The following is an 18,337-nucleotide window of genomic DNA, read 5'->3' on the forward strand; positions in this document are numbered from 1 at the left end:
GCACTCTCACCACCCTTGATTTCCCCGCGCGTTGCCTCAAAAGTCGCGCGCCATGACAAACATGCCTTTCTTCACCCGCGAGGGCGATACATTCCATGCGACGGAAGTCGCCAACGGTCCGTGGGACCCGAAATCGCTGCACGGACGCGTCATCGTCGGCCTGCTCGGCTTCGCCATCGAGGAACGCCATTCCGGTCCTGAATTCGTGCCGGCGCGGCTCACCGTCGACATGTTCCGGCTGCCGACCATCGACAAGCCGATCGAGGTGACGACGCGGCTCGTCCGCGATGGACTGCGCATCCGCCTGGTCGAAGCGGAGTTCGTTTCCGGCGGCGTCGGCATGGCGCGCGCCTCGTGCCAGCTGCTGCGCAAGACGCAGAACCCGGATGGCAATGTCTGGTCGCCGCCGAACTGGGACGTGCCGAAGCCATCAGACATTCCGAAGCCGACCGATCCCAGGCTCGGCATGAACGGCAAATGGACGACGCGCCCCATCGTCGGGCACATGGGCTCGCTCGGCCCGCGCCGGCTCTGGATGAGTGAGGTGCGCGAGCTCGTCGCGGGCGCTGCGATGACGCCGTTCGTGCATGTCGCGGTGGGCGCCGACTTCGCCAGCCCCTTTGCCAATGCCGGCGACAAGGGGCTCGGCTACATCAACAGCGACGTCACGATCTATCTGCATCGCCTGCCGGTGACGAACTGGATCGGCTTCGACGTGGTCAATCACCAGGCGACGGATGGCGTCGCGATCGGCGAGTGCTGGCTCTATGACGAACAGGGCCCGATCGGCACGGCGACGGTCGCAGCGCTGGCGCAGCGCAAGCCGATGCCGAAGGTGTCGCCGCCGTAGGTTCCGCCGTCAGGCCAGATGCCGCTTCATCTCCGGCCGCGCCTTCAGCTCGGCGCCCTGCTTGGCGACGATCCTGGCAATGCGCTCCGGCGCGAACTTCAGATCGACGAATGCCGGCGCGGTGTTGGCGACCTCGTGATACCGAGCGATCCTGCCGTCACGCAACGTCATGATCGCAACGCCCTCGAACATCGCCCGCGCTCCGTTCGCCTCCGGCAGGGTCGAACGATAGCTGAAAGTGTAGCGCGCATAGAGCGTGGTGCCGTCGGTGACGGGATCATGCATGTCCCAGCGGAAATCGGTCGCCGTGCGATAGAACCGGTCGTCGATCATTGCAGCGATCTTCTCTCGGCCTGCGAACGCGCCATAGAAGACGTCGTGATAGACGCCATCCTCGGTGAACAGTTCGGCGAAGGCTTTCCCGTTGCGCTGCTCGACGGCGTCACAAAAGGCGCGCAGCATGGCGGCGGTGGTCATTGGCGCTTCTCCCAATTTCTCCGTCATACCGGCTTGACCGGGGCGTCCGGTACGCAGCGGCTTCTCGGTTCGAGCACAGCCGCCTCTGGAATACTGGATCGCCCGATCAAGTCGGGCGATGATTGGGCAGCAGTTTCACCCGATCTCCGCGACCGCGGCAAGGATGCGTGCGATGTCCTGCGGGCGCGACAGGCGGTGATCGCCGTCCTGGATCATGGTCAGCACGACGTCGTCGGCCGGCAGGCGATGCGTCAGCGCAAAGGCGTGCTGCCACGGCACGTCGGGATCCTGCGCGCCCTGCAGGATACGGACGGGGCAGCCGAGATCGATGGCGCTGCCGAGCACGAGATGGTTGCGTCCTTCCTCGATCAGCTTGCGCGTGATCGGATAGGGCGAGCCGTCGCCATAGTCCGACGGCCGCAGCCAGAAGCCCTTGGTCTCGATCTCCTTCTTCACCGCCGACGGAAATTTCTTCCACATCAGTTCCTCGGTGAAGTCGGGCGCCGGCGCGATCAGCACGAGGCCTGCCAGTGAGGCCTTGCCTGCACGTTTCCTGATCTCGCGCGCGAGCAGGAGCGCCATCCAGCCGCCCATGGAGGACCCGACCAGGACCTGCGGGCCGTCGCAGAACCGCTCGAACACCGCGACGCTGTCCTCGAGCCAGCTTCCGATGGTTCCGTCGGCGAAATCACCGCTGGATTCGCCGTGGCCGGAATAGTCGAAGCGGACCACCGCGCGGCCATGCTCATGGGCCCAGGCGTCCAGCGCGACGGCCTTGCCGCCCTGCATGTCCGACTTGAAGCCGCCGAGCCAGAGGAGGCCGGGACCCTTTCCGGCGCGGTGGCGCACCGCGATCCTGCGCGCGGACGGACCCTGGCCCACATTGATGAACTCGAGCGCGGCATCGGGAATTGCGTCGGTCATGGAACGTTTACTCTGGCTGTGCGGTTTGAACCGTCTGGGCCTGTTTCGCAAGCACGCCCGATATCGGCATTGTCCCTTTGGGACGCTTGCGGAACAGAAGCAAGGTGTCTATGTCGAGCAACGTGCCGTTGGGCGTGACCAAAATGCCTCGCATTTGAGGGTTTTTCACTCGTCGCACGAGCGACTTGCTTGCCGGCAACCGCATCTTCCTTCAAAATAGCCGCTTCTTTCACAACTTTGGAGAACCACCCATTCGCCGTCCTAATAAAGCTCCGCCCGCTGCCAGCAAAGACGGGCCGCGCATCAATGATGATATTCGCAACGCGCAGATCCAGCTGATCGATCAGACCGGTGAGAACAGAGGCACGGTCGAGACCGTCGTCGCCATACGGATGGCCCAGGAAGTTGGCATGGATCTGGTCGAGATTTCGCCGAATACCAGCCCTCCCGTCTGCAAGATCATGGACTACGGGAAATACAAGTATTCCGCTCAGAAGAAAGCCGCGGAAGCCCGCAAGCGGCAGAAGACCGTCGAGATCAAGGAGATCAAGCTCCGCCCGATGATCGACGACCACGATTACGACGTGAAGATGCGCGCGATGCAGCGGTTCTTCGAAGAGGGCGACAAGGTCAAGATCACGCTGCGCTATCGCGGCCGCGAAATGGCGCACCAGGAGATCGGCACCAAGCTGCTGGACAAGATCAAGACCGACGTCGCCGAACTCGCCAAGGTCGAGCAGGACGCGCGGTTCGAAGGTCGTCAGGTCGTCATGGTGCTGGCGCCGCGCTGACCGCAGCGCATTGGGACTTTCTAAGAGTGCAACGGCCCGTCCGGATCTCCGGCGGGCCGTTTTGTTTTGGTCAAGGTGCAAGCCGCGAGCACTGCTGCGCCCTCTCCCGCTTGCGGGAGAGGGTGGCGCGAAGCGCCGGGTGAGGGCTCTCGCCTCTTGGGGGTCCTCACGAGAGGAGACACCTCTCCCCAACCCTCCCCCGCAGGCGGGGAGGGAGCGCACCTACTGCTTGGCGGTCAGCTCCTTGTCGCCTGCCAGGTTCCGCTGCAGTAATCGCCGGAGATGATGCCCCTCCACCAGCCGGCGCCGTACATGCCGGCGAGCCGGCCGCCGCCGCTCGCATGGGAGGCGCCGACCGAGACCTGGACCGCGACAGCGCCGGAGCGGTTGACCCGGCCCGAGACCCGGCCGCCGCCGGCCGACGAGACGCGGCTGCCTGACACGGTGAAGGGAACGCTGTAGCCCGAACTGCAAGTGCCGCGGGTGGTCGCGAAGGTGACGTTCCAGATGCCGTCATAGCCGCCGGCGCGAGCCTCGGCCGTTGACGGCAGCGCCGCCGTGGCGAGGACGGCGAACAGCGCCAGATGGCGCGGACGGGCGAAATCCGCCAGCGAAGTCAGAAATTGAGGGGACTGGGCCATTTTTGACCTGCTTCAGCGACAAGACTTGGATATGAGGATAGCAACTTCCAATAGTCGGCGGGCCGGTTTCGGCGGTTCATCGTTGCCAATTGGCCTGTCCTCTGTCATAAGCCCAGCCTTCATCGCCCGGCTGATTAAGGGCTGCCGTGGCGGTGTTTCGTGCGGGTTTCGCGCTGGTTCGTAAAACCTGAGCACAATCAACGCTCTAACGAGCATTTTTGACGGCCAGCCGCCTTCGCGGGCGGATCTCTATGGCCATTAGGAGAGCCAAATGCCCAAGCTGAAGACCAAATCGGGCGCTAAAAAGCGCTTCAAGGTGACTGCCACCGGCAAAGTGATGCACGCCCAGCGCGGCAAGCGTCACGGCATGATCAAGCGGACGAAGAAGCAGATCCGTCAGCTCCGCGGCACCCGCGTGCTGTTCAAGACCGACGGCGACAACGTCAAGAAGTACTTCTTGCCGAACGCCTGATCGCGTCCACGATCACTGCCGCCTCGCGCGCCGCAGCTTTCGCGGCGATCCGAAACCGAAGTCATCTCTGAAGGATTTTTTGTCATGTCTCGCGTCAAACGCGGTGTGACCGCCCACGCCAAGCACAAGAAAGTCTACAAGGCCGCCAAGGGTTTCTACGGCCGCCGCAAGAACACCATCCGCGCCGCCAAGCCGGCCGTGGAGAAGGCCCAGCAATACGCCTTCCGCGACCGCAAGCGTCGTAAGCGCACCTTCCGCGCGCTCTGGATCCAGCGTCTCAACGCTGCCGTCCGTCCGTTCGGCCTGACCTACAGCCGATTTATCGACGGTCTCGCCAAGTCGGGCATCACCGTGGACCGCAAGGTGCTGTCGGATCTCGCGATCCGCGAGCCCGCCGCGTTCCAGGCGATCGCCGAGAAGGCCAAAGCCGCTCTGGCTGCTTGAGGCTCGCGCTAGCGGGCCTTCGGGCCCGCAGCCTTCAGCGCGCGCTGCGAGAAGCGCTGGGCGACCTCCGCCCGGCAAAAAGCTGCGAACGAGAGATACATGGTGCCGGACTTGTTCCGGTACTTCTGGTCGCAGACGCGCATCTCGCGTTTGTAGGCCTGCTGCTTGGCCGTGTTGAGGCCGGGCATGAAGTCCGCCTCGCACTTCTTTTCGACGGCGGCGCCGAGCTGGACATCGCCGCTCGCGGTCAATTGGCAATCCTGAAACACCTTCATCGCGCTTTCGCAGCTCTTCTGCTTGGTGATGGTGTCGACGACCTCGTCCAGCGTCATGGATGTCTCCATGCAGACCATGGCGCGCGCAGGGGTGCCGGCGACCGAAAGGAAGACGGCCAGAACGGCAGGAAGAACGACAAGGCAGGGTCTCGACAGCATCGCAAAGGTCTCCTCGTATTCCCCTTGGTGCCGCCTCCCCGCGCGGGGTTCAACCCAGCCGGCCATGTGCCCGAAATGACCGGCTTTTTGCTTGACGTTACGGCCTTCGTGCGGCGACAACCCAGCCGAATTCAGAGCCAAGGATTTGACTGTGTCCGACCTCGCAACGCTCGAAACATCCATCCTCGACCAGATCGCCGCCGCCGGCGATGAAGCCGCCCTGGAGGCGGTGCGCGTCGCGGCCCTCGGCAAGAAGGGCTCGATCTCGGCGCTGCTTGCCACGCTCGGCAAGATGTCGCCGGACGAGCGCAAGACGCAAGGCGCCGCGATCAACCTCGCCAAGGACAAGGTCACGCAGGCGCTCGCAGCCCGGCGCGACGTGCTGAAGGCGGCGGCGCTCGATGCGCGGCTCGCGTCGGAAACCATCGACGTGACGCTGCCGCTGCGCGATACGGCCACTGATGCCGGCCGCATCCATCCGCTGAGCCAGGTCTGGGACGAGCTGACCACGATTTTCGCCGACATGGGATTCTCGGTGGCCGAAGGTCCTGACATCGAGACCGACGACTACAACTTCACCAAGCTGAACTTCCCGGAAGGCCATCCGGCCCGCGAGATGCACGACACGTTCTTCTTCCATCCGAAGGAGGACGGCTCGCGCATGCTGCTGCGGACCCACACCTCGCCGGTGCAGGTGCGCACCATGCTGAGCCAGAAGCCGCCGATCCGCGTGATCTGCCCGGGCCGCACCTATCGCATCGATTCTGACGCGACCCACACGCCGCAATTCCATCAGGTCGAAGGCCTCGTCATCGACAAGAGCTCGCATCTCGGCCACCTCAAATGGATCCTGCACGAGTTCTGCAAGGCGTTCTTCGAAGTCGATCACATCAACATGCGCTTCCGGCCGTCGTTCTTCCCGTTCACGGAGCCGTCGCTGGAAGTCGACATCCAGTGTCGCCGCGACAAGGGCGAGATCCGCTTCGGCGAGGGCGAGGACTGGCTGGAGATTCTCGGCTGCGGCATGGTGCATCCGAACGTGCTGCGCGCCTGCGGCATCGATCCCGACGAGTACCAGGGCTTTGCCTGGGGCATGGGCATCGACCGCATCGCCATGCTGAAATACGGCATAGCCGACCTACGCCAGCTGTTCGACAGCGACGTCCGCTGGCTGAGCCATTACGGCTTCAAGCCGCTCGAGGTGCCGACGCTCGCGGGGGGATTGAGCACGTGATGCTTGTGCCCACGCACGCGAACACTCTCTCCGTTCCCTCCCCCCTTGTGGGGGAGGGTCGGGGAGGGGGGTAGCCGCGGATGCCGCACGCAGTTGTGAGCGAGCGTCAGCGCAGCCGGGCGAAACAGCTTCGCCGAGCGATGACGCGTGCCGAAACACTGCTGTGGCGCTACCTGAAGGCTAACCGCATGGATGGCGTTGGCATCCGTCGCCAAACGCCCATCGGAAACTACATCGCCGACTTCGTGTGCTTCTCCTCAAAGCTTATCATCGAGCTCGATGGAGAATCCCACGATTTCGAGGAACGCCAGAAGAAAGAAGAGCGTCGCGACGCTTTCTTCGCAGCCGAGGGCTTTCAGGTTCTGCGCTTCACCAAGGATCAGGTGATGACCAACCTCGAGGGGGTTGTTGAGGTAATCCGCCAGGCAGCTTCCGGTGGAGCCCGCGGCTCACCCCACTCCCTGACCCTCCCCCACGAGGGAGAGAACACTGACACCGACCAAAGCCATTCAACCGACAAGAGCCGAGGCACACAGCCATGAAATTCACCCTCTCCTGGCTGAAGGACCATCTGGAGACCGACGAGCCGCTCGATAAGCTCGCCGACAAGCTCACCATGATCGGGCTCGAGGTCGAGAACATCGAGGACAAGGCGAAGGCGCTGAAGCCGTTCACAATCGCCAAGGTGATCTCGGCCGAGCAGCATCCGAATGCGGACCGCTTGCGCGTCTGCATGGTCGACACCGGCGACGGTGGCGCGCCCGTGCAGGTCGTGTGCGGCGCGCCGAACGCGCGTGCGGGCCTCGTCAGCGTGTTCTCGCCGCCCGGCACCTACATTCCCGGCAAGGACATCACGCTCGGCGTCGGCACCATCCGCGGCGTCGAGAGCCGGGGCATGCTGTGCTCGGCGGCCGAATTGCAGATATCCAACGACCATGACGGCATCATGGAATTGCCGGCGGACGCGCCTGTTGGCGCTGCTTACGCCGAATGGGCCGCGCTCGGCGATCCCGTGATCGAGATCAATTTGACGCCGAACCGGCAGGACTGCACCGGCGTTCACGGCATCGCGCGCGATCTCGCCGCCGCCGACATGGGCAAGTTCAAGGACCCGACGATCAAGCCGGTCAAGGGCGAATTCCCCTGCCCCGTGAAGGTCACGGTCGAGGACGCCACGCTGTGTCCCGGCTTCGCGCTCCGCCTCGTGCGCGGCGTCAGGAACGGGCCGTCACCGGAATGGCTGCAGAAGCGGCTGACCGCGATCGGGCTGCGCCCGATCAACGCGCTGGTCGACATCACCAACTTCATGACCTACGACCGCGCGCGTCCGCTGCACGTGTTCGACGCCAAGAAGGTGAAGGGCAATCTCGTGGTGCGCCGCGCGCGCAAGGGCGAGACGCTGCTGGCGCTCGACGGCCGCACCTACAATCTCGATCCCGCCATTTGCGTCATCGCCGACGAGCACGGCGTCGAATCGCTCGCCGGCATCATGGGCGGCGAAGCCTCGGGCTGCGACGAGAACACCACCGACGTGCTGATCGAATCGGCGCTGTGGAACGAGATCAACATCGCCCAGACCGGCCGCAAGCTCGGCATCAACTCCGATGCGCGCTACCGCTTCGAGCGCGGGGTCGATCCGGCCTTCATGGTGCCCGGCCTCGAGCTCGCGACGAAACTGGTGATGGAGATGTGCGGCGGCGCACCGTCCGAGAACGTCGTGGTCGGCAAGGCCTTCGGGGACGATCGCGTGATCGATTTCCCCGTCACAGAGGTCAAGCGCCTGTCCGGCATCGAGGTGCCGCAGGTCGAGATGAAGCGCATCCTGACCCATCTCGGCTTCATGATGGCGGGCCCCGGACCGGTCGTGAAGGTTGCAGTGCCGTCGTGGCGCTCCGACGTGCACGGCAAGGCCGACATCGTCGAGGAAATCGTCCGCATCTTCGGCGTCGACAAGGTGCCGATGACGCCGTTCGAGCGCGGCGAGGACGCGCGCAAGCCCGTGCTGACGCCGCTACAGCTGCGCACCCGCCGCGCGCGACGGGCGCTGGCGAGCCGCGGCATGGTCGAGGCCGTCACCTGGTCGTTCATCGCCAAGCCTGCGGCCGAATTGTTCGGCGGCGGCCAGCGGGTGCTCGAAGTGGCGAACCCGATCGCGTCCGATCTCTCCGACATGCGCCCGACCCTGCTCGCGGGCCTGATCGCGGCGGCGCAGGCCAATGCCGATCGCGGCTTCGGCGATGTCGCGCTGTTCGAAGTCGGCCAAGTCTTCAAGGGCGATCGCCCGCAGGACCAGTTCATGGCGGCAAGCGGCGTGCGCCGTGGCCTGGCTTCGTCCGAAGGTCTCGTACGGCACTGGACCGGCTCGGCAGAGGCCAATGTGTTCGACGCCAAAGCCGATGCACTGGCGGTGCTGTCTGCGGCCGGCGCGCCGATGCAGGCGCTGCAGATCGTCTCCGGCGGTCCCGGCTGGCTGCATCCGGGCCGCTCCGGCACGATCCAGATCGGGCCGCAGAACGTGCTCGGCTATTTTGGCGAAGTGCATCCGCGCGCGCTCGAGGCGCTCGGCGCCGACGGGCCGCTTGTCGTGTTCGAGGTCATCCTCGACCGGATTCCCGAGGCCAAGAAGAAGCCGACCCGCGCCAAGCCCTTGATCGAGCTGTCGGCCTTCCAGCCGGTGTCGCGCGACTTCGCTTTCATCGTCGATCGCAGCGTGAAGGCCGGCGACATCGTGCGCGCCGCGCAGGGCGTCGACAAGAAGCTGATCATCGGCGTCAACGTCTTCGACGTCTACGAGGGCAAGGGCATCGAGGACGGCAAGAAGTCGATCGCGCTCGCGGTCACGCTTCAGCCGCGCGAGAAGACCCTGACCGATCAGGAGATCGAGGCCGTCGCGGCGAAGATCGTAGCGGAGGTGACCAAGAAGACCGGTGGCACGCTGAGAGCGTAAGGGCTCTGGAATAGCAGGGCATGAGTATCACCGACTTCCTCCCGAAGGACGTCAGCCTCACCATCGCGGCGGCGCTCTGCGCCGTCGCTTTCATTTCCGGCACCGCGCGCGGCTTCTCCGGCTTCGGCTCCGCGCTGATCTTCATGCCGCTGGCGAGCAGCATCGCGGCGCCGCGGCTGGTCGCGGCGCTCCTGCTGGTGATCGATTTCGTCGCGGCTGCGCCGCTGCTGCCGGATGCGTGGCGCAAGGCGGACCGAAGAGCCACCGCGGTGATCGTGCTGGGCGCGCTGATCGGCGTGCCTGTCGGCACTTATTTCCTCAGCGTGCTCGAACCCGTCACCACGCGCTGGATCATCTCCTGCTTCGTCGCGGCGCTGCTGCTTCTGCTGCTGTCGGGCTGGCGCTATCGCGGCAAGGACCACGCCTGGCTCTCGGTCGGCATCGGCGGCCTCTCCGGCTTCTGCAGCGGTCTGGCACAGACCGGCGGGCCGCCGATCGTCGGCTACTGGCTCGGCCGCCCGATCGCGCCGATCGTCGCGCGCGCAAACATCCTGCTGTTCTTCGGCGCATCGGATTTCTTCTCGATGGTCAGCTATGCGACGACGGGCCTGATCAGCCGCGAATCGCTGGTGCTGTCGCTGATCGTCGGCCCGGTCTACGCCCTCGGCGTCGCCTTCGGTGCATCCCTTTTCGGCCGCGCCAGCGAAAAGGTGTTTCGCGGAATCTGCTATGCGCTGATTGCGCTGGCGGTGATCTTTGGGCTACCGGCGCTGGACGGCGTGTTGCGGTAAGATCGAGCGAGATGCGTCGAGGTCCTACTGCCGCGGTGCCCGCCGCTTCTTCGTCGACTGCGTCGGCACATCGGCCGGCTCGTCCCTGATCGCGCCGATCTTGCGGAGCGCGGCATCCGCGGCGCGTTCGCCGCTTTCCCAGGCACCGTCGACGGTGCCCCACAAAGTCTCGTGGGTGGCTTCGCCGGCGAGGAACACATTGCCGATCGGCTCGGTCAGGATCTTTCGCGAGAGCTGGCCGCCGGGCGCGGAGGCCGACATCGCGCCCATCACGTAAGGCGAGGCGTTCCAGCGCGTCGCGCTGGTCTTCTGCACGGTGGCCGCCGCTTCGCTGCCGAACAGCTTCGTGATCCATTCCTTCGCGAAGGCGGCCATCGCCTTCTCGCCCTGCTCGGAGAGATCGCGCCCGAACGAGCCGCCGACATCGATCGCGCACAGCGAGGAGCCGCCGATATTGGCGTACATCAGCGCCGTGCGGGTCGAATTGCTCTGCTCGATAAGGATGTCGTCGCGCGACAGGCCGAGCGGATTGCCGGACAGCTGCAGCACGATGTGGTCGTAGCTGCCCATGGTGAGCTTTGATGCTGCGTCCAGCGTCCGTCTGGGGATGTCGGGCGCGAACTTGATCGCGCCCGATGTCAGCACGTTGGTCGAGACCGTGAGCACGGCGGCGCGCGCGGCGATCTTGCCGGATTGCGTCTCGACGCTGACGTCCCGGTTGCTCCAGACGATCCGGCTCGCCGGGGTCGACAACGCGATCGGCGCCTGCTCGCCGAGCTTGGTGATCAGGGTGCCCAAACCCTGGCGGCAGGCGATCGCGGCATTGCGGTCCTGCGCGCGCGCCTTGTCGATCGCGGAGAGCTCCTTCAAGTCCTTGCCGGCAAAGCTCGCACCCAGCATGAACTCGGCCGCGCCGGCCCAGTCGCCGAGGTCCTTCGGCAGCACCGACGCGCAGGAGGTGTCGAGCTTGCCGCGCGCGGCCTCGTCGATGGCGCGGTTGGCGCGCACGAGCGCCGCCAGGAATTCCTCGGTCTCGCCCGCGCGTGCGTTGCGGCGGCCGATGCGCATCTTCTGGCCGGCCGGCGCCTGCACCACGTCGAGCCCGGCGCTGCGCGCGAGCCGGATCATCGGGTTGGTCTCGGGATTGTGCATCCAGCGCGCGCCGCGGTCGAACGGCACGTCGAAGGTCGTTGTATCCGTGATGCATCGGCCGCCGACCTGCGAAGCCGCCTCCAGCACGACGACCTTGCGATTGGCGGCCATGATGCGCCGCGCTGCGGCAATTCCGGCCGCACCTGCGCCGATCACGACGATGTCGGCCTCCCGCGGCAGGGGCGCGGCGTTTGCGCGCAGGACCGGCATCGCGGCAAGGGCCGCCGACGCCGAAAGGAAACCGCGGCGCGTGATTGTCATGTCATGGTTTCCGGAGACTTGCGGCGAACGGGAACAGCCAGCGAACCTTGCCGCATCTGATGTTGCACGGCAACCATCATGGTGAATCAATCGTGCTTGATCTCACAGACCGATGAACCGAATGGCAACACGTTTCGACCATGATAGAGAAGGAAAAAAGACGGCCGGAAAAGGCCGTGGGGGAGTTCGACATGGGGACGGTCCTTGATTCAGTCGGCAAGCTGATTGCCGCGTACCTCTCGAAGGAGGTGCCGGGCTACGAGCCGTTCACGCCCAGCGACCCCGAGCATCTGCGCGGCATCATCGAGCCAGGCGACGTGCTGCTGGTCGAGGGCAACAACCGCATCTCCGGCATCATCAAATATCTGACGCAGTCGACCTGGTCGCATGCCGCGCTCTATGTCGGTCCGGTCGAGGGCGCCGTGGAGCCCAACGGCGAGCCGCATGTGCTGATCGAGGCCAATATCGGCGAGGGCGTGACGTCGGCACCGCTGTCGAAATACTTTCCGTATCACACCCGCGTCTGCCGCCCGGTCGGACTGTCCTACGAGGACCGCACCACGGTCTGCCGCTACGCGATCAACCGCATCGGCTTCGGCTACGACACCAAGAACATCCTCGACCTGATGCGCTTCCTGTTCCCGCTGCCGGTGCCGCAGCGCTGGCGGCGGCGCATGATCGCGCTCGGCTCGGGCGATCCGACCAAGATCATCTGCTCGGCGCTGATCGCGCAGGCCTTCGACGCCGTGCGCTACCCGATCCTGCCGAAGATCACCAAGGCCGGCAGCCGCGCCGCTCGCCGCGAGATCCTGCACATCCGCGATTCCTCGCTGTACATGCCGCGCGACTTCGACATCTCGCCCTATTTCGAGGTGGTCAAGCCGACCATCGTCAACGGATTCGACTACACCGCCCTGCACTGGGCGGACAAGCAAAAGCCGCTCGAGGAGGTGGCGGGCACTTTCAGTGTGTTTCCAGAAACGCTCCGTGCGCCGCCGCTCGTTCCTGAAGCGATTGACGAAGAAGCGCCGGCTGAAGTTCCGGCTGAAGAAGTGAAAACAGAGCCTGCGGAGATCACCGCCGCGTTCTCCGAGCATTTCGTGCTGCTGAGCGAGCTCGCGACGTACCGCGCGCGGGCGCGGGAGATGGCGGCGTAGCTCCACGGTCGTCCTGGCGCAAGCCAGGACGACGCTGAGGGAAACGGCGCGCGCTCTCTCCACCGTCATTGCGAGGAGCTCTTGCGACGAAGCAATCCAGACTGCCCCTGCGGTAACAGTCTGGATTGCTTCGCTGCGCTCGCAATGACGGTGGAGAGAGCGCGCGCTACCGCTCCGCCCGTCCGATCACCGCCATCAGCTCCGCGATTTTCGCGCGCTGGTCCGCCTTGTCGCCGCTCGCAATCGCGTGCTCGACGCAATGGGCGACGTGGTCCTTCAGGACCTCCTCCTCGACCCGGCGCAGCGCGGCGCGCACCGCCGAGATCTGCGTCACGATGTCGATGCAGTAGCGGTCTTCCTCGACCATTTTCGAGAGGCCGCGAACCTGGCCCTCGATCCGACCGAGACGTTTTCCGACCGATGCCTTGATGTCCTTGCGCATGGCGTCTATATACCCCTACGGGGTATGGGTTGCAAGCCCCGAGGGAAGGCCGGAGCATGGGAATGAACAACAGAGAACACGGGCATCATCACGACGCGGAAACGCATTCCGGGTGCGGCTGTTCCACGAAGGCCGCGGCGACGGCGGCGGCCTCCTCATGCTGCGGCGGCGCTGGCGATCATTCCGGCCATGCCCATCATCACGGCCATGACCATGGTGATGCCGCAACTGAGGTCAAAGATCCCGTCTGCGGCATGACGGTCGATCCCGCGACGTCAAGACATCGCTTCCAGCATCACGGCGAGACCTTCCATTTCTGCTCGGCCGGCTGCCGCACCAAGTTCGCCGCCGATCCCGCCAAATACCTCGCCAAGGAGAAGGCACCAGAGCCTGATCTGCCGGCAGGCACGATCTATACCTGCCCGATGCATCCCGAGATCCGTCAGGTCGGCCCCGGCACCTGCCCGATCTGCGGCATGGCGCTGGAGCCGGAAGTGGCGAGCCTCGAGACCGGCCCCAATCCCGAGCTCGCCGACATGACGCGGCGGTTCTGGATCGGCGCCGCGCTGGCGCTGCCGGCCGTGGTGCTGGAGATGGGCGGCCATCTCGCAGGTCCGCACAACTGGATCGACCAGACGCTCTCGAACTGGATCCAGCTCGTGTTCGCAACCCCCGTGGTGCTGTGGGCCGGCTGGCCGTTCTTCGTCCGCGGCTGGCAGTCGCTGGTCACGCGCAACCTCAACATGTTCACCCTGATCGCGATGGGCACCGGCGTTGCCTACTTCTACAGCGTCCTCGGCACCGTCGCGCCGCAGATTTTCCCGGCGAACTTCCGCGGCCATGAAGGCGCGGTCGCGGTCTATTTCGAGGCAGCGGCCGTCATCACGGTGCTGGTGCTGCTCGGCCAGGTACTGGAGCTGCGCGCCCGCGACGCCACATCGGGCGCGATCAAGGCGTTGCTGCAACTCGCGCCGAAGACCGCGCGGCGCGTCGACGTCGACGGCGGCGAGCATGAGGTCGAGATCGACACGCTCCATGCCGGCGAACGCTTGCGCGTTCGTCCCGGCGAGAAGGTGCCGGTCGACGGCGTCATCATCGAGGGCCGTTCCTCGCTCGATGAGTCGCTCGTGACAGGCGAATCCATGCCGGTCACCAAGGAAACCGGCGCAAAGGTCATCGCCGGCACGCTGAACCAGTCCGGCAGCTTCATCATGCGCGCCGACAAGGTCGGGCGCGAGACGCTGCTGTCGCAGATCGTGCAGATGGTCGCGGATGCGCAGCGCTCACGCGCGCCGATCCAGCGCCTCGCCGACCAGGTCGCCGGCTGGTTCGTGCCCGCCGTGATCGTCGTCGCCATCGCCGCCTTTGCCGCCTGGGCCTGGTTCGGCCCGGAACCGCGGCTCGCCTTCGGCCTCGTCGCCGCCGTCAGCGTGCTGATCATTGCTTGCCCCTGCGCGCTGGGCCTTGCGACCCCGATGTCGATCATGGTCGGCGTCGGCCGCGGCGCGCAGGCCGGCGTGCTGATCAAGAACGCCGAGGCGCTGGAGCGGATGGAGAGGATCGACACGCTGGTGGTCGACAAGACAGGCACGCTGACCGAGGGCAAGCCCAAGGTGGTGACGATTGTGCCGGCGTCCGGCTTTGCCGAAGACGACATCCTGCGCATTGCGGCCACCGTCGAGCGCGCCAGCGAGCATCCCCTGGGCGATGCCATCGTGCGCGCGGCGAAGGAGAAGCAGCTCGCGCTTGGACAGGTCGAGCAGTTCGATTCGCCGACGGGCAAGGGTGCGACCGGCAAGGTCGACGGCAAGACCGTCGTGCTCGGCAACGCAAGATATCTGTCGTCGATCGGCATCGACACCGGGGCGCTCGACGCCGAGGCCGAACGGCTGCGCGGCGACGGCGCGACCGTGATCAACATGGCCGTCGACGGCCGGCTGGCCGGGTTGTTCGCGATCGCCGATCCGGTCAAGTCCTCGACGCCGGAGGCGCTGAAGGCGCTGGCCGCCGAAGGCATCAAGGTGATCATGCTGACCGGCGATAATCGCACGACGGCGGAGGCCGTGGCGCGCCGGCTCGGCATCGCCGAGGTCGAAGCCGAGGTGCTGCCGGACCAGAAGAGCGCGGTGGTGACGAAGCTGCAGAAGGCCGGCCGCAGCGTCGCCATGGCCGGCGACGGCGTCAACGACGCGCCGGCGCTGGCTGCCGCCGAGGTCGGCATCGCCATGGGCACCGGCACGGACGTCGCAATGGAAAGCGCCGGCGTCACCCTGCTCAAGGGCGACCTCGTCGGCATCGTGCGGGCGCGAAAACTGTCGCAGGCGACGATGAGCAACATCCGCCAGAACCTGTTCTTCGCCTTCATCTACAACGCCGCCGGCATCCCGATCGCGGCCGGCATCCTCTATCCGACCTTCGGCGTGCTGCTCTCCCCGATCATCGCGGCTGCGGCGATGGCGCTGTCCTCGGTGAGCGTGGTCGGGAACGCGCTGCGGCTGCGGGCAACGCGGCTGTGAGTGTCGCAAAATCCGTGTAAAACAGGTCCATTCGGCGATATGCGCGGAGAGGACCTGATGCAGCGGATAACGATCACGATCGAGGAGGACCTCCTGGCGGAGATCGACGCCGCGGCCGAGGCGCGCGGCTACCAGAACCGCTCCGAGATCATCCGCGACCTCGCCCGCGCCGGGCTGCAACTGAGCACAGAGGACACGGCGCTGACCGGCCAATGCGTGGCCGGTCTCGTCTATGTCTACGACCATGCCGCGCGCGATCTGTCGAAACGGCTGGTGCAGGAATTCCACGGCCATCACGACCTCGCGCTGGCGACGCTGCACGTCCATCTCGACGACAACAATTGCATGGAGATGACGGCATTGCGCGGCGCAGCCGACGAGGTCCGGCATTTCGCCGACCACATCATCGCCGAACGCGGCGTGCGCTACGGCCGCGTGGTGATGATCCCGACCGGCGAGGGCAAGCACGTGAAGGCCCGCAAGCAGGGGCACCGGCACGAGTAGGGACGAGCCACATACGCGGTGCCGACCCCTCTCCCCTTGTGGGCCCTTGTGGGGAGATGGTGGCTCACCGCGTAGCGGTGAGACGGGTCTCGTTGGTGGAGAGACCGCCCGCCCTTGCCGAAGCCGCATTCGGTATCTACCTGTCGCGGATAATCTACCTCAGAGGGTCGCCCATGCTGGATGCCGCCGTGAAGGCGCTGTCGCAAATGATCTCGCCGCCGATGCGCTCGATCCTGTGGCGATCGATCGGGCTTGCGCTCGTGCTGATCACCGTGCTGGCGATCGGCCTGCAGCGGCTCTTGAGCTGGTTTGCGACCTCTGGCGAGGTCTGGCTGGAGGGCCTGCTCGGGCCGGGCTGGCACGCCTCGCTCGAAGTCTTGTCCTGGATCGTCTCGATCGCGGCGGGGCTTGGCGTCGTGTTCGGCGGCATCTTCCTGATGCCGGCGATCACCTCGCTGGTGGCGAGCCTGTTCGTCGACGACGTCGCCGAGATCGTCGAGCGCGAGCATTATCCCGCCGAGCGCCCGGGCGTCGCGCTGCCATTCAGCCAGGCGATCTTGGAGGGCATCAAGACCGCGCTGCTGACGATCCTGGTTTATCTCGCCGCGCTGCCGCTCGTGTTCTTCGCCGGCGCCGGCTTCCTGATCTTCTTCCTCGCCGCCGCCTGGCTTTTGGGTCGCGAATATTTCGAGCTCGCCGCGATGCGCTTCCGCACGCCGGAGGAAGCCAAGGCGATGCGGCGCGGCAACGCCGCGACCATCTTCACCGCCGGCCTGTTCATCGCCGCCTTCGTCTCGATCCCGATCGTCAATCTGGCTACGCCGATCTTCGGCATGGCCTTCATGGTCCACATGCACAAGCGCCTGTCGGGCCCGCGCCCCGAGCTGATCGAGCCGGCGCGTCAGATGCGCTGACGACGGCCGGCGCGCGGCGTGCTCACACCGTCTTCTCCGGCCAGCGGCAGAGATCGTTGATCAGGCACACCTCGCAGCGCGGCTTGCGTGCGAGGCAGGTATAGCGGCCGTGCAGGATCAGCCAGTGATGAGCGTGCAGCATGAACTCGGCCGGGATCACCTTTTCGAGGCCAAGCTCCACTTCGAGCGGCGTCTTGCCGGGCGCAAGTGCCGTGCGATTGCCGACGCGGAAGACATGGGTGTCGACCGCGATGGTGTGCTCGCCGAAGGCCATGTTGAGCACGACATTGGCGGTCTTGCGCCCCGCACCAGGCAACGACTCGATCTCCGCGCGGGTGCGCGGCACCTCGCCGCCGAACTCGCTGAGCACCTTCGCCGACAGCGCCATGACGTTCTTGGCCTTGGTGCGATAGAGGCCGATGGTCTTGATGTAGTCGCGCAAGCGCTCCTCGCCGAGATCGAGCATCTTCTGCGGCGTATCGGCGACCTCGAACAAGGCGCGGGTCGCCTTGTTGACGCCGGCGTCGGTCGCCTGCGCCGACAGCACCACGGCCACCAGCAGCGTGAACGGATTGACGTGCTCGAGCTCGCCCTTCGGCTCCGGATTGGCCTTGCGAAACCGGCTGAAGACCTCGTGGATCTCCGCCGGCGTCCAGGGTTTCATGGCCTTGAGCGATTTCTTCGCGGGCGTCGTGGGCTTGGCCTTGGCCTTGGGCTTGGGCTTGGGCTTGGCGACCGCCGCCTTTGCCTTTTTCTTCGGCATGGCGGCTTTGCGCGGGACCGGCTTGCGGATGATTTTGGCCATGATCGGGATATACTGAGGGACGATGAGCACAGGCAACGAAATTGAGCGGGAGAAAGAACCTCAGATCTTCTCCGCGCTGCTGACGCCGCACCGCTCGCTGAACCGCACCGGCTTCCTCGCGGTGATGCTGTTCTTGAGCGTCGTCAGCTTTGCCACCGGCCTCGCCTTCCTGTTGAAGGGCGCCTGGCCCGTGCTCGGCTTCTTCGGCCTGGACGTGCTCGTGGTCTGGTGGGCCTTCAAGGTCAATTTCGGCACGGGGCGGGCGCGCGAGGAGATCACCGTCACGACCTCCGAGCTGCGGGTGCGGCGCATCAGCCATCGCGGCCAGGTCGCCGAATGGACCTTCAATCCGCTCTGGGTCCGCCTCGACATGGAGGTCGACGAGGATTTCGGCATCGAGCATCTCTATCTGATCTCGCGCGGCCACCAGATCCAGATTGCGAAGTTCCTCGGGCCTGAGGAAAAGGCAAGTTTTTACAAAGGCTTGGTTGAGGCGCTCAACGCCGCCAAGCGTGGACCGACCTACAATCCGATCAGCTGATCGCAGTCGGAAATCGGGTGGTTTCAGACCCGCCCCCCTC

At 65.6% G+C, this 18,337-nt stretch carries 20 protein-coding genes; 13 read left to right on the top strand and 7 right to left on the bottom strand.

The features are described from left to right. Window positions 1-52: 52 nt before the first annotated feature. Entirely contained in the window at window positions 53-850 is a 798-nt protein-coding gene (locus ACRQ5Q_RS00715) for an acyl-CoA thioesterase domain-containing protein (RefSeq protein WP_439372406.1), read from the top strand. A 9-nt stretch (window positions 851-859) separates the two neighbouring features. Here ACRQ5Q_RS00715 and ACRQ5Q_RS00720 read toward each other — a convergent pair whose 3' ends face one another. After that, window positions 860-1,327, bottom strand: coding sequence for a nuclear transport factor 2 family protein (locus ACRQ5Q_RS00720; RefSeq protein ID WP_439395576.1), 468 nt, complete (start codon window positions 1,325-1,327; stop codon window positions 860-862). A gap of 135 nt (window positions 1,328-1,462) precedes the next feature. After that, window positions 1,463-2,251 carry an alpha/beta hydrolase gene (locus tag ACRQ5Q_RS00725; RefSeq protein ID WP_439395578.1) on the bottom strand — a complete coding sequence of 263 codons (789 nt, stop codon included), beginning with the start codon at window positions 2,249-2,251 and terminating at the stop codon, window positions 1,463-1,465. Window positions 2,252-2,502: 251 nt separating this feature from the next. Here ACRQ5Q_RS00725 and infC point away from each other — a divergent pair, with 251 nt between their 5' ends. After that, complete coding sequence (infC, locus tag ACRQ5Q_RS00730; protein ID WP_439375776.1) at window positions 2,503-3,042, top strand: translation initiation factor IF-3; 540 nt, start codon at window positions 2,503-2,505, stop codon at window positions 3,040-3,042. Window positions 3,043-3,278: 236 nt separating this feature from the next. On the opposite strand, the gene ACRQ5Q_RS00735 is transcribed toward infC, so the two are convergent. Beyond that, window positions 3,279-3,683 carry a hypothetical protein gene (locus tag ACRQ5Q_RS00735; protein WP_439372403.1) on the bottom strand — a complete coding sequence of 135 codons (405 nt, stop codon included), beginning with the start codon at window positions 3,681-3,683 and terminating at the stop codon, window positions 3,279-3,281. 271 nt (window positions 3,684-3,954) lie between these two features. Between ACRQ5Q_RS00735 and rpmI the strand changes: the two genes are divergently transcribed. Both rpmI and rplT read left to right on the top strand, forming a co-directional pair. After that, window positions 3,955-4,155 (top strand): 50S ribosomal protein L35, encoded by a 201-nt coding sequence (rpmI, locus tag ACRQ5Q_RS00740; RefSeq protein ID WP_008539890.1) that lies wholly within the window; start codon window positions 3,955-3,957, stop codon window positions 4,153-4,155. Window positions 4,156-4,239: 84 nt separating this feature from the next. After that, window positions 4,240-4,599 (top strand): 50S ribosomal protein L20, encoded by a 360-nt coding sequence (gene rplT / locus ACRQ5Q_RS00745; RefSeq protein ID WP_027550107.1) that lies wholly within the window; start codon window positions 4,240-4,242, stop codon window positions 4,597-4,599. A gap of 8 nt (window positions 4,600-4,607) precedes the next feature. Here rplT and ACRQ5Q_RS00750 read toward each other — a convergent pair whose 3' ends face one another. Next, on the bottom strand, window positions 4,608-5,033 hold the full coding sequence (locus tag ACRQ5Q_RS00750; protein WP_439372402.1) for a hypothetical protein: 426 nt from the start codon (window positions 5,031-5,033) through the stop codon (window positions 4,608-4,610). A 151-nt stretch (window positions 5,034-5,184) separates the two neighbouring features. Between ACRQ5Q_RS00750 and pheS the strand changes: the two genes are divergently transcribed. The 4 genes from pheS (at window position 5,185) to ACRQ5Q_RS00770 (ending at window position 10,005) form a co-directional block, all read left to right on the top strand. Further along, a complete protein-coding gene (gene pheS, locus ACRQ5Q_RS00755) occupies window positions 5,185-6,267 on the top strand; it encodes a phenylalanine--tRNA ligase subunit alpha (RefSeq protein ID WP_439372401.1) in 1,083 nt (360 codons plus the stop codon). An 80-nt stretch (window positions 6,268-6,347) separates the two neighbouring features. Next, the gene (locus ACRQ5Q_RS00760; protein WP_439395580.1) at window positions 6,348-6,809 is read left to right on the top strand and encodes an endonuclease domain-containing protein; all 462 of its coding nucleotides are present in this window, start codon (window positions 6,348-6,350) and stop codon (window positions 6,807-6,809) included. After that, window positions 6,806-9,214: a phenylalanine--tRNA ligase subunit beta gene (gene pheT, locus ACRQ5Q_RS00765; protein WP_439395582.1), complete on the top strand. Its 2,409-nt coding sequence runs from the start codon at window positions 6,806-6,808 to the stop codon at window positions 9,212-9,214. The genes ACRQ5Q_RS00760 and pheT overlap by 4 nt, the downstream gene beginning before the upstream one ends. Window positions 9,215-9,234: 20 nt before the next feature. Then, window positions 9,235-10,005: a sulfite exporter TauE/SafE family protein gene (locus ACRQ5Q_RS00770; protein WP_439372398.1), complete on the top strand. Its 771-nt coding sequence runs from the start codon at window positions 9,235-9,237 to the stop codon at window positions 10,003-10,005. A 24-nt stretch (window positions 10,006-10,029) separates the two neighbouring features. Here the strand turns inward: ACRQ5Q_RS00770 and ACRQ5Q_RS00775 are convergent, their stop codons facing one another. Beyond that, window positions 10,030-11,418 (bottom strand): flavin monoamine oxidase family protein, encoded by a 1,389-nt coding sequence (locus tag ACRQ5Q_RS00775; RefSeq protein WP_439395584.1) that lies wholly within the window; start codon window positions 11,416-11,418, stop codon window positions 10,030-10,032. Between the two features lie 191 nt (window positions 11,419-11,609). On the opposite strand from ACRQ5Q_RS00775, the gene ACRQ5Q_RS00780 reads away from it, so the two are divergent. After that, the gene (locus tag ACRQ5Q_RS00780; RefSeq protein WP_439372396.1) at window positions 11,610-12,575 is read left to right on the top strand and encodes a YiiX/YebB-like N1pC/P60 family cysteine hydrolase; all 966 of its coding nucleotides are present in this window, start codon (window positions 11,610-11,612) and stop codon (window positions 12,573-12,575) included. 166 nt (window positions 12,576-12,741) lie between these two features. Here the strand turns inward: ACRQ5Q_RS00780 and ACRQ5Q_RS00785 are convergent, their stop codons facing one another. Beyond that, window positions 12,742-13,017, bottom strand: a complete 276-nt coding sequence (locus ACRQ5Q_RS00785; RefSeq protein ID WP_063198826.1) for a metal-sensitive transcriptional regulator — start codon at window positions 13,015-13,017, stop codon at window positions 12,742-12,744. 62 nt (window positions 13,018-13,079) lie between these two features. Between ACRQ5Q_RS00785 and ACRQ5Q_RS00790 the strand changes: the two genes are divergently transcribed. From ACRQ5Q_RS00790 to ACRQ5Q_RS00800, 3 genes are all read left to right on the top strand, one after another. Continuing rightward, window positions 13,080-15,533 carry a heavy metal translocating P-type ATPase gene (locus ACRQ5Q_RS00790; RefSeq protein ID WP_439395586.1) on the top strand — a complete coding sequence of 818 codons (2,454 nt, stop codon included), beginning with the start codon at window positions 13,080-13,082 and terminating at the stop codon, window positions 15,531-15,533. Between the two features lie 57 nt (window positions 15,534-15,590). Then, window positions 15,591-16,037 (top strand): nickel-responsive transcriptional regulator NikR, encoded by a 447-nt coding sequence (nikR, locus tag ACRQ5Q_RS00795; protein ID WP_439395588.1) that lies wholly within the window; start codon window positions 15,591-15,593, stop codon window positions 16,035-16,037. Between the two features lie 173 nt (window positions 16,038-16,210). Beyond that, window positions 16,211-16,951 (top strand): sulfate transporter family protein, encoded by a 741-nt coding sequence (locus ACRQ5Q_RS00800; RefSeq protein ID WP_439395590.1) that lies wholly within the window; start codon window positions 16,211-16,213, stop codon window positions 16,949-16,951. Window positions 16,952-16,973: 22 nt separating this feature from the next. On the opposite strand, the gene nth is transcribed toward ACRQ5Q_RS00800, so the two are convergent. After that, entirely contained in the window at window positions 16,974-17,756 is a 783-nt protein-coding gene (gene nth, locus ACRQ5Q_RS00805) for an endonuclease III (RefSeq protein ID WP_439395592.1), read from the bottom strand. 22 nt (window positions 17,757-17,778) lie between these two features. Between nth and ACRQ5Q_RS00810 the strand changes: the two genes are divergently transcribed. After that, complete coding sequence (locus tag ACRQ5Q_RS00810; protein WP_439395594.1) at window positions 17,779-18,297, top strand: DUF2244 domain-containing protein; 519 nt, start codon at window positions 17,779-17,781, stop codon at window positions 18,295-18,297. Window positions 18,298-18,337 lie beyond the last annotated feature (40 nt).

Source organism: Bradyrhizobium sp. PMVTL-01 (assembly GCF_051861855.1).
GTDB lineage: Bacteria > Pseudomonadota > Alphaproteobacteria > Rhizobiales > Xanthobacteraceae > Bradyrhizobium.

Bases quoted from the DNA above. Each gene is read 5' to 3' on its own strand.
- ACRQ5Q_RS00715 (WP_439372406.1), top strand. From the start codon at position 53: ATGACAAACATGCCTTTCTTCACCCGCGAGGGCGATACATTCCATGCG.
- ACRQ5Q_RS00720 (WP_439395576.1), bottom strand. From the start codon at position 1,327: ATGACCACCGCCGCCATGCTGCGCGCCTTTTGTGACGCCGTCGAGCAG.
- ACRQ5Q_RS00725 (WP_439395578.1), bottom strand. From the start codon at position 2,251: ATGACCGACGCAATTCCCGATGCCGCGCTCGAGTTCATCAATGTGGGC.
- ACRQ5Q_RS00735 (WP_439372403.1), bottom strand. From the start codon at position 3,683: ATGGCCCAGTCCCCTCAATTTCTGACTTCGCTGGCGGATTTCGCCCGT.
- rpmI (WP_008539890.1), top strand. From the start codon at position 3,955: ATGCCCAAGCTGAAGACCAAATCGGGCGCTAAAAAGCGCTTCAAGGTG.
- rplT (WP_027550107.1), top strand. From the start codon at position 4,240: ATGTCTCGCGTCAAACGCGGTGTGACCGCCCACGCCAAGCACAAGAAA.
- ACRQ5Q_RS00750 (WP_439372402.1), bottom strand. From the start codon at position 5,033: ATGCTGTCGAGACCCTGCCTTGTCGTTCTTCCTGCCGTTCTGGCCGTC.
- ACRQ5Q_RS00760 (WP_439395580.1), top strand. From the start codon at position 6,348: ATGCCGCACGCAGTTGTGAGCGAGCGTCAGCGCAGCCGGGCGAAACAG.
- pheT (WP_439395582.1), top strand. From the start codon at position 6,806: ATGAAATTCACCCTCTCCTGGCTGAAGGACCATCTGGAGACCGACGAG.
- ACRQ5Q_RS00770 (WP_439372398.1), top strand. From the start codon at position 9,235: ATGAGTATCACCGACTTCCTCCCGAAGGACGTCAGCCTCACCATCGCG.
- ACRQ5Q_RS00775 (WP_439395584.1), bottom strand. From the start codon at position 11,418: ATGACAATCACGCGCCGCGGTTTCCTTTCGGCGTCGGCGGCCCTTGCC.
- ACRQ5Q_RS00780 (WP_439372396.1), top strand. From the start codon at position 11,610: ATGGGGACGGTCCTTGATTCAGTCGGCAAGCTGATTGCCGCGTACCTC.
- ACRQ5Q_RS00785 (WP_063198826.1), bottom strand. From the start codon at position 13,017: ATGCGCAAGGACATCAAGGCATCGGTCGGAAAACGTCTCGGTCGGATC.
- ACRQ5Q_RS00790 (WP_439395586.1), top strand. From the start codon at position 13,080: ATGAACAACAGAGAACACGGGCATCATCACGACGCGGAAACGCATTCC.
- nikR (WP_439395588.1), top strand. From the start codon at position 15,591: ATGCAGCGGATAACGATCACGATCGAGGAGGACCTCCTGGCGGAGATC.
- ACRQ5Q_RS00800 (WP_439395590.1), top strand. From the start codon at position 16,211: ATGCTGGATGCCGCCGTGAAGGCGCTGTCGCAAATGATCTCGCCGCCG.
- nth (WP_439395592.1), bottom strand. From the start codon at position 17,756: ATGGCCAAAATCATCCGCAAGCCGGTCCCGCGCAAAGCCGCCATGCCG.
- ACRQ5Q_RS00810 (WP_439395594.1), top strand. From the start codon at position 17,779: ATGAGCACAGGCAACGAAATTGAGCGGGAGAAAGAACCTCAGATCTTC.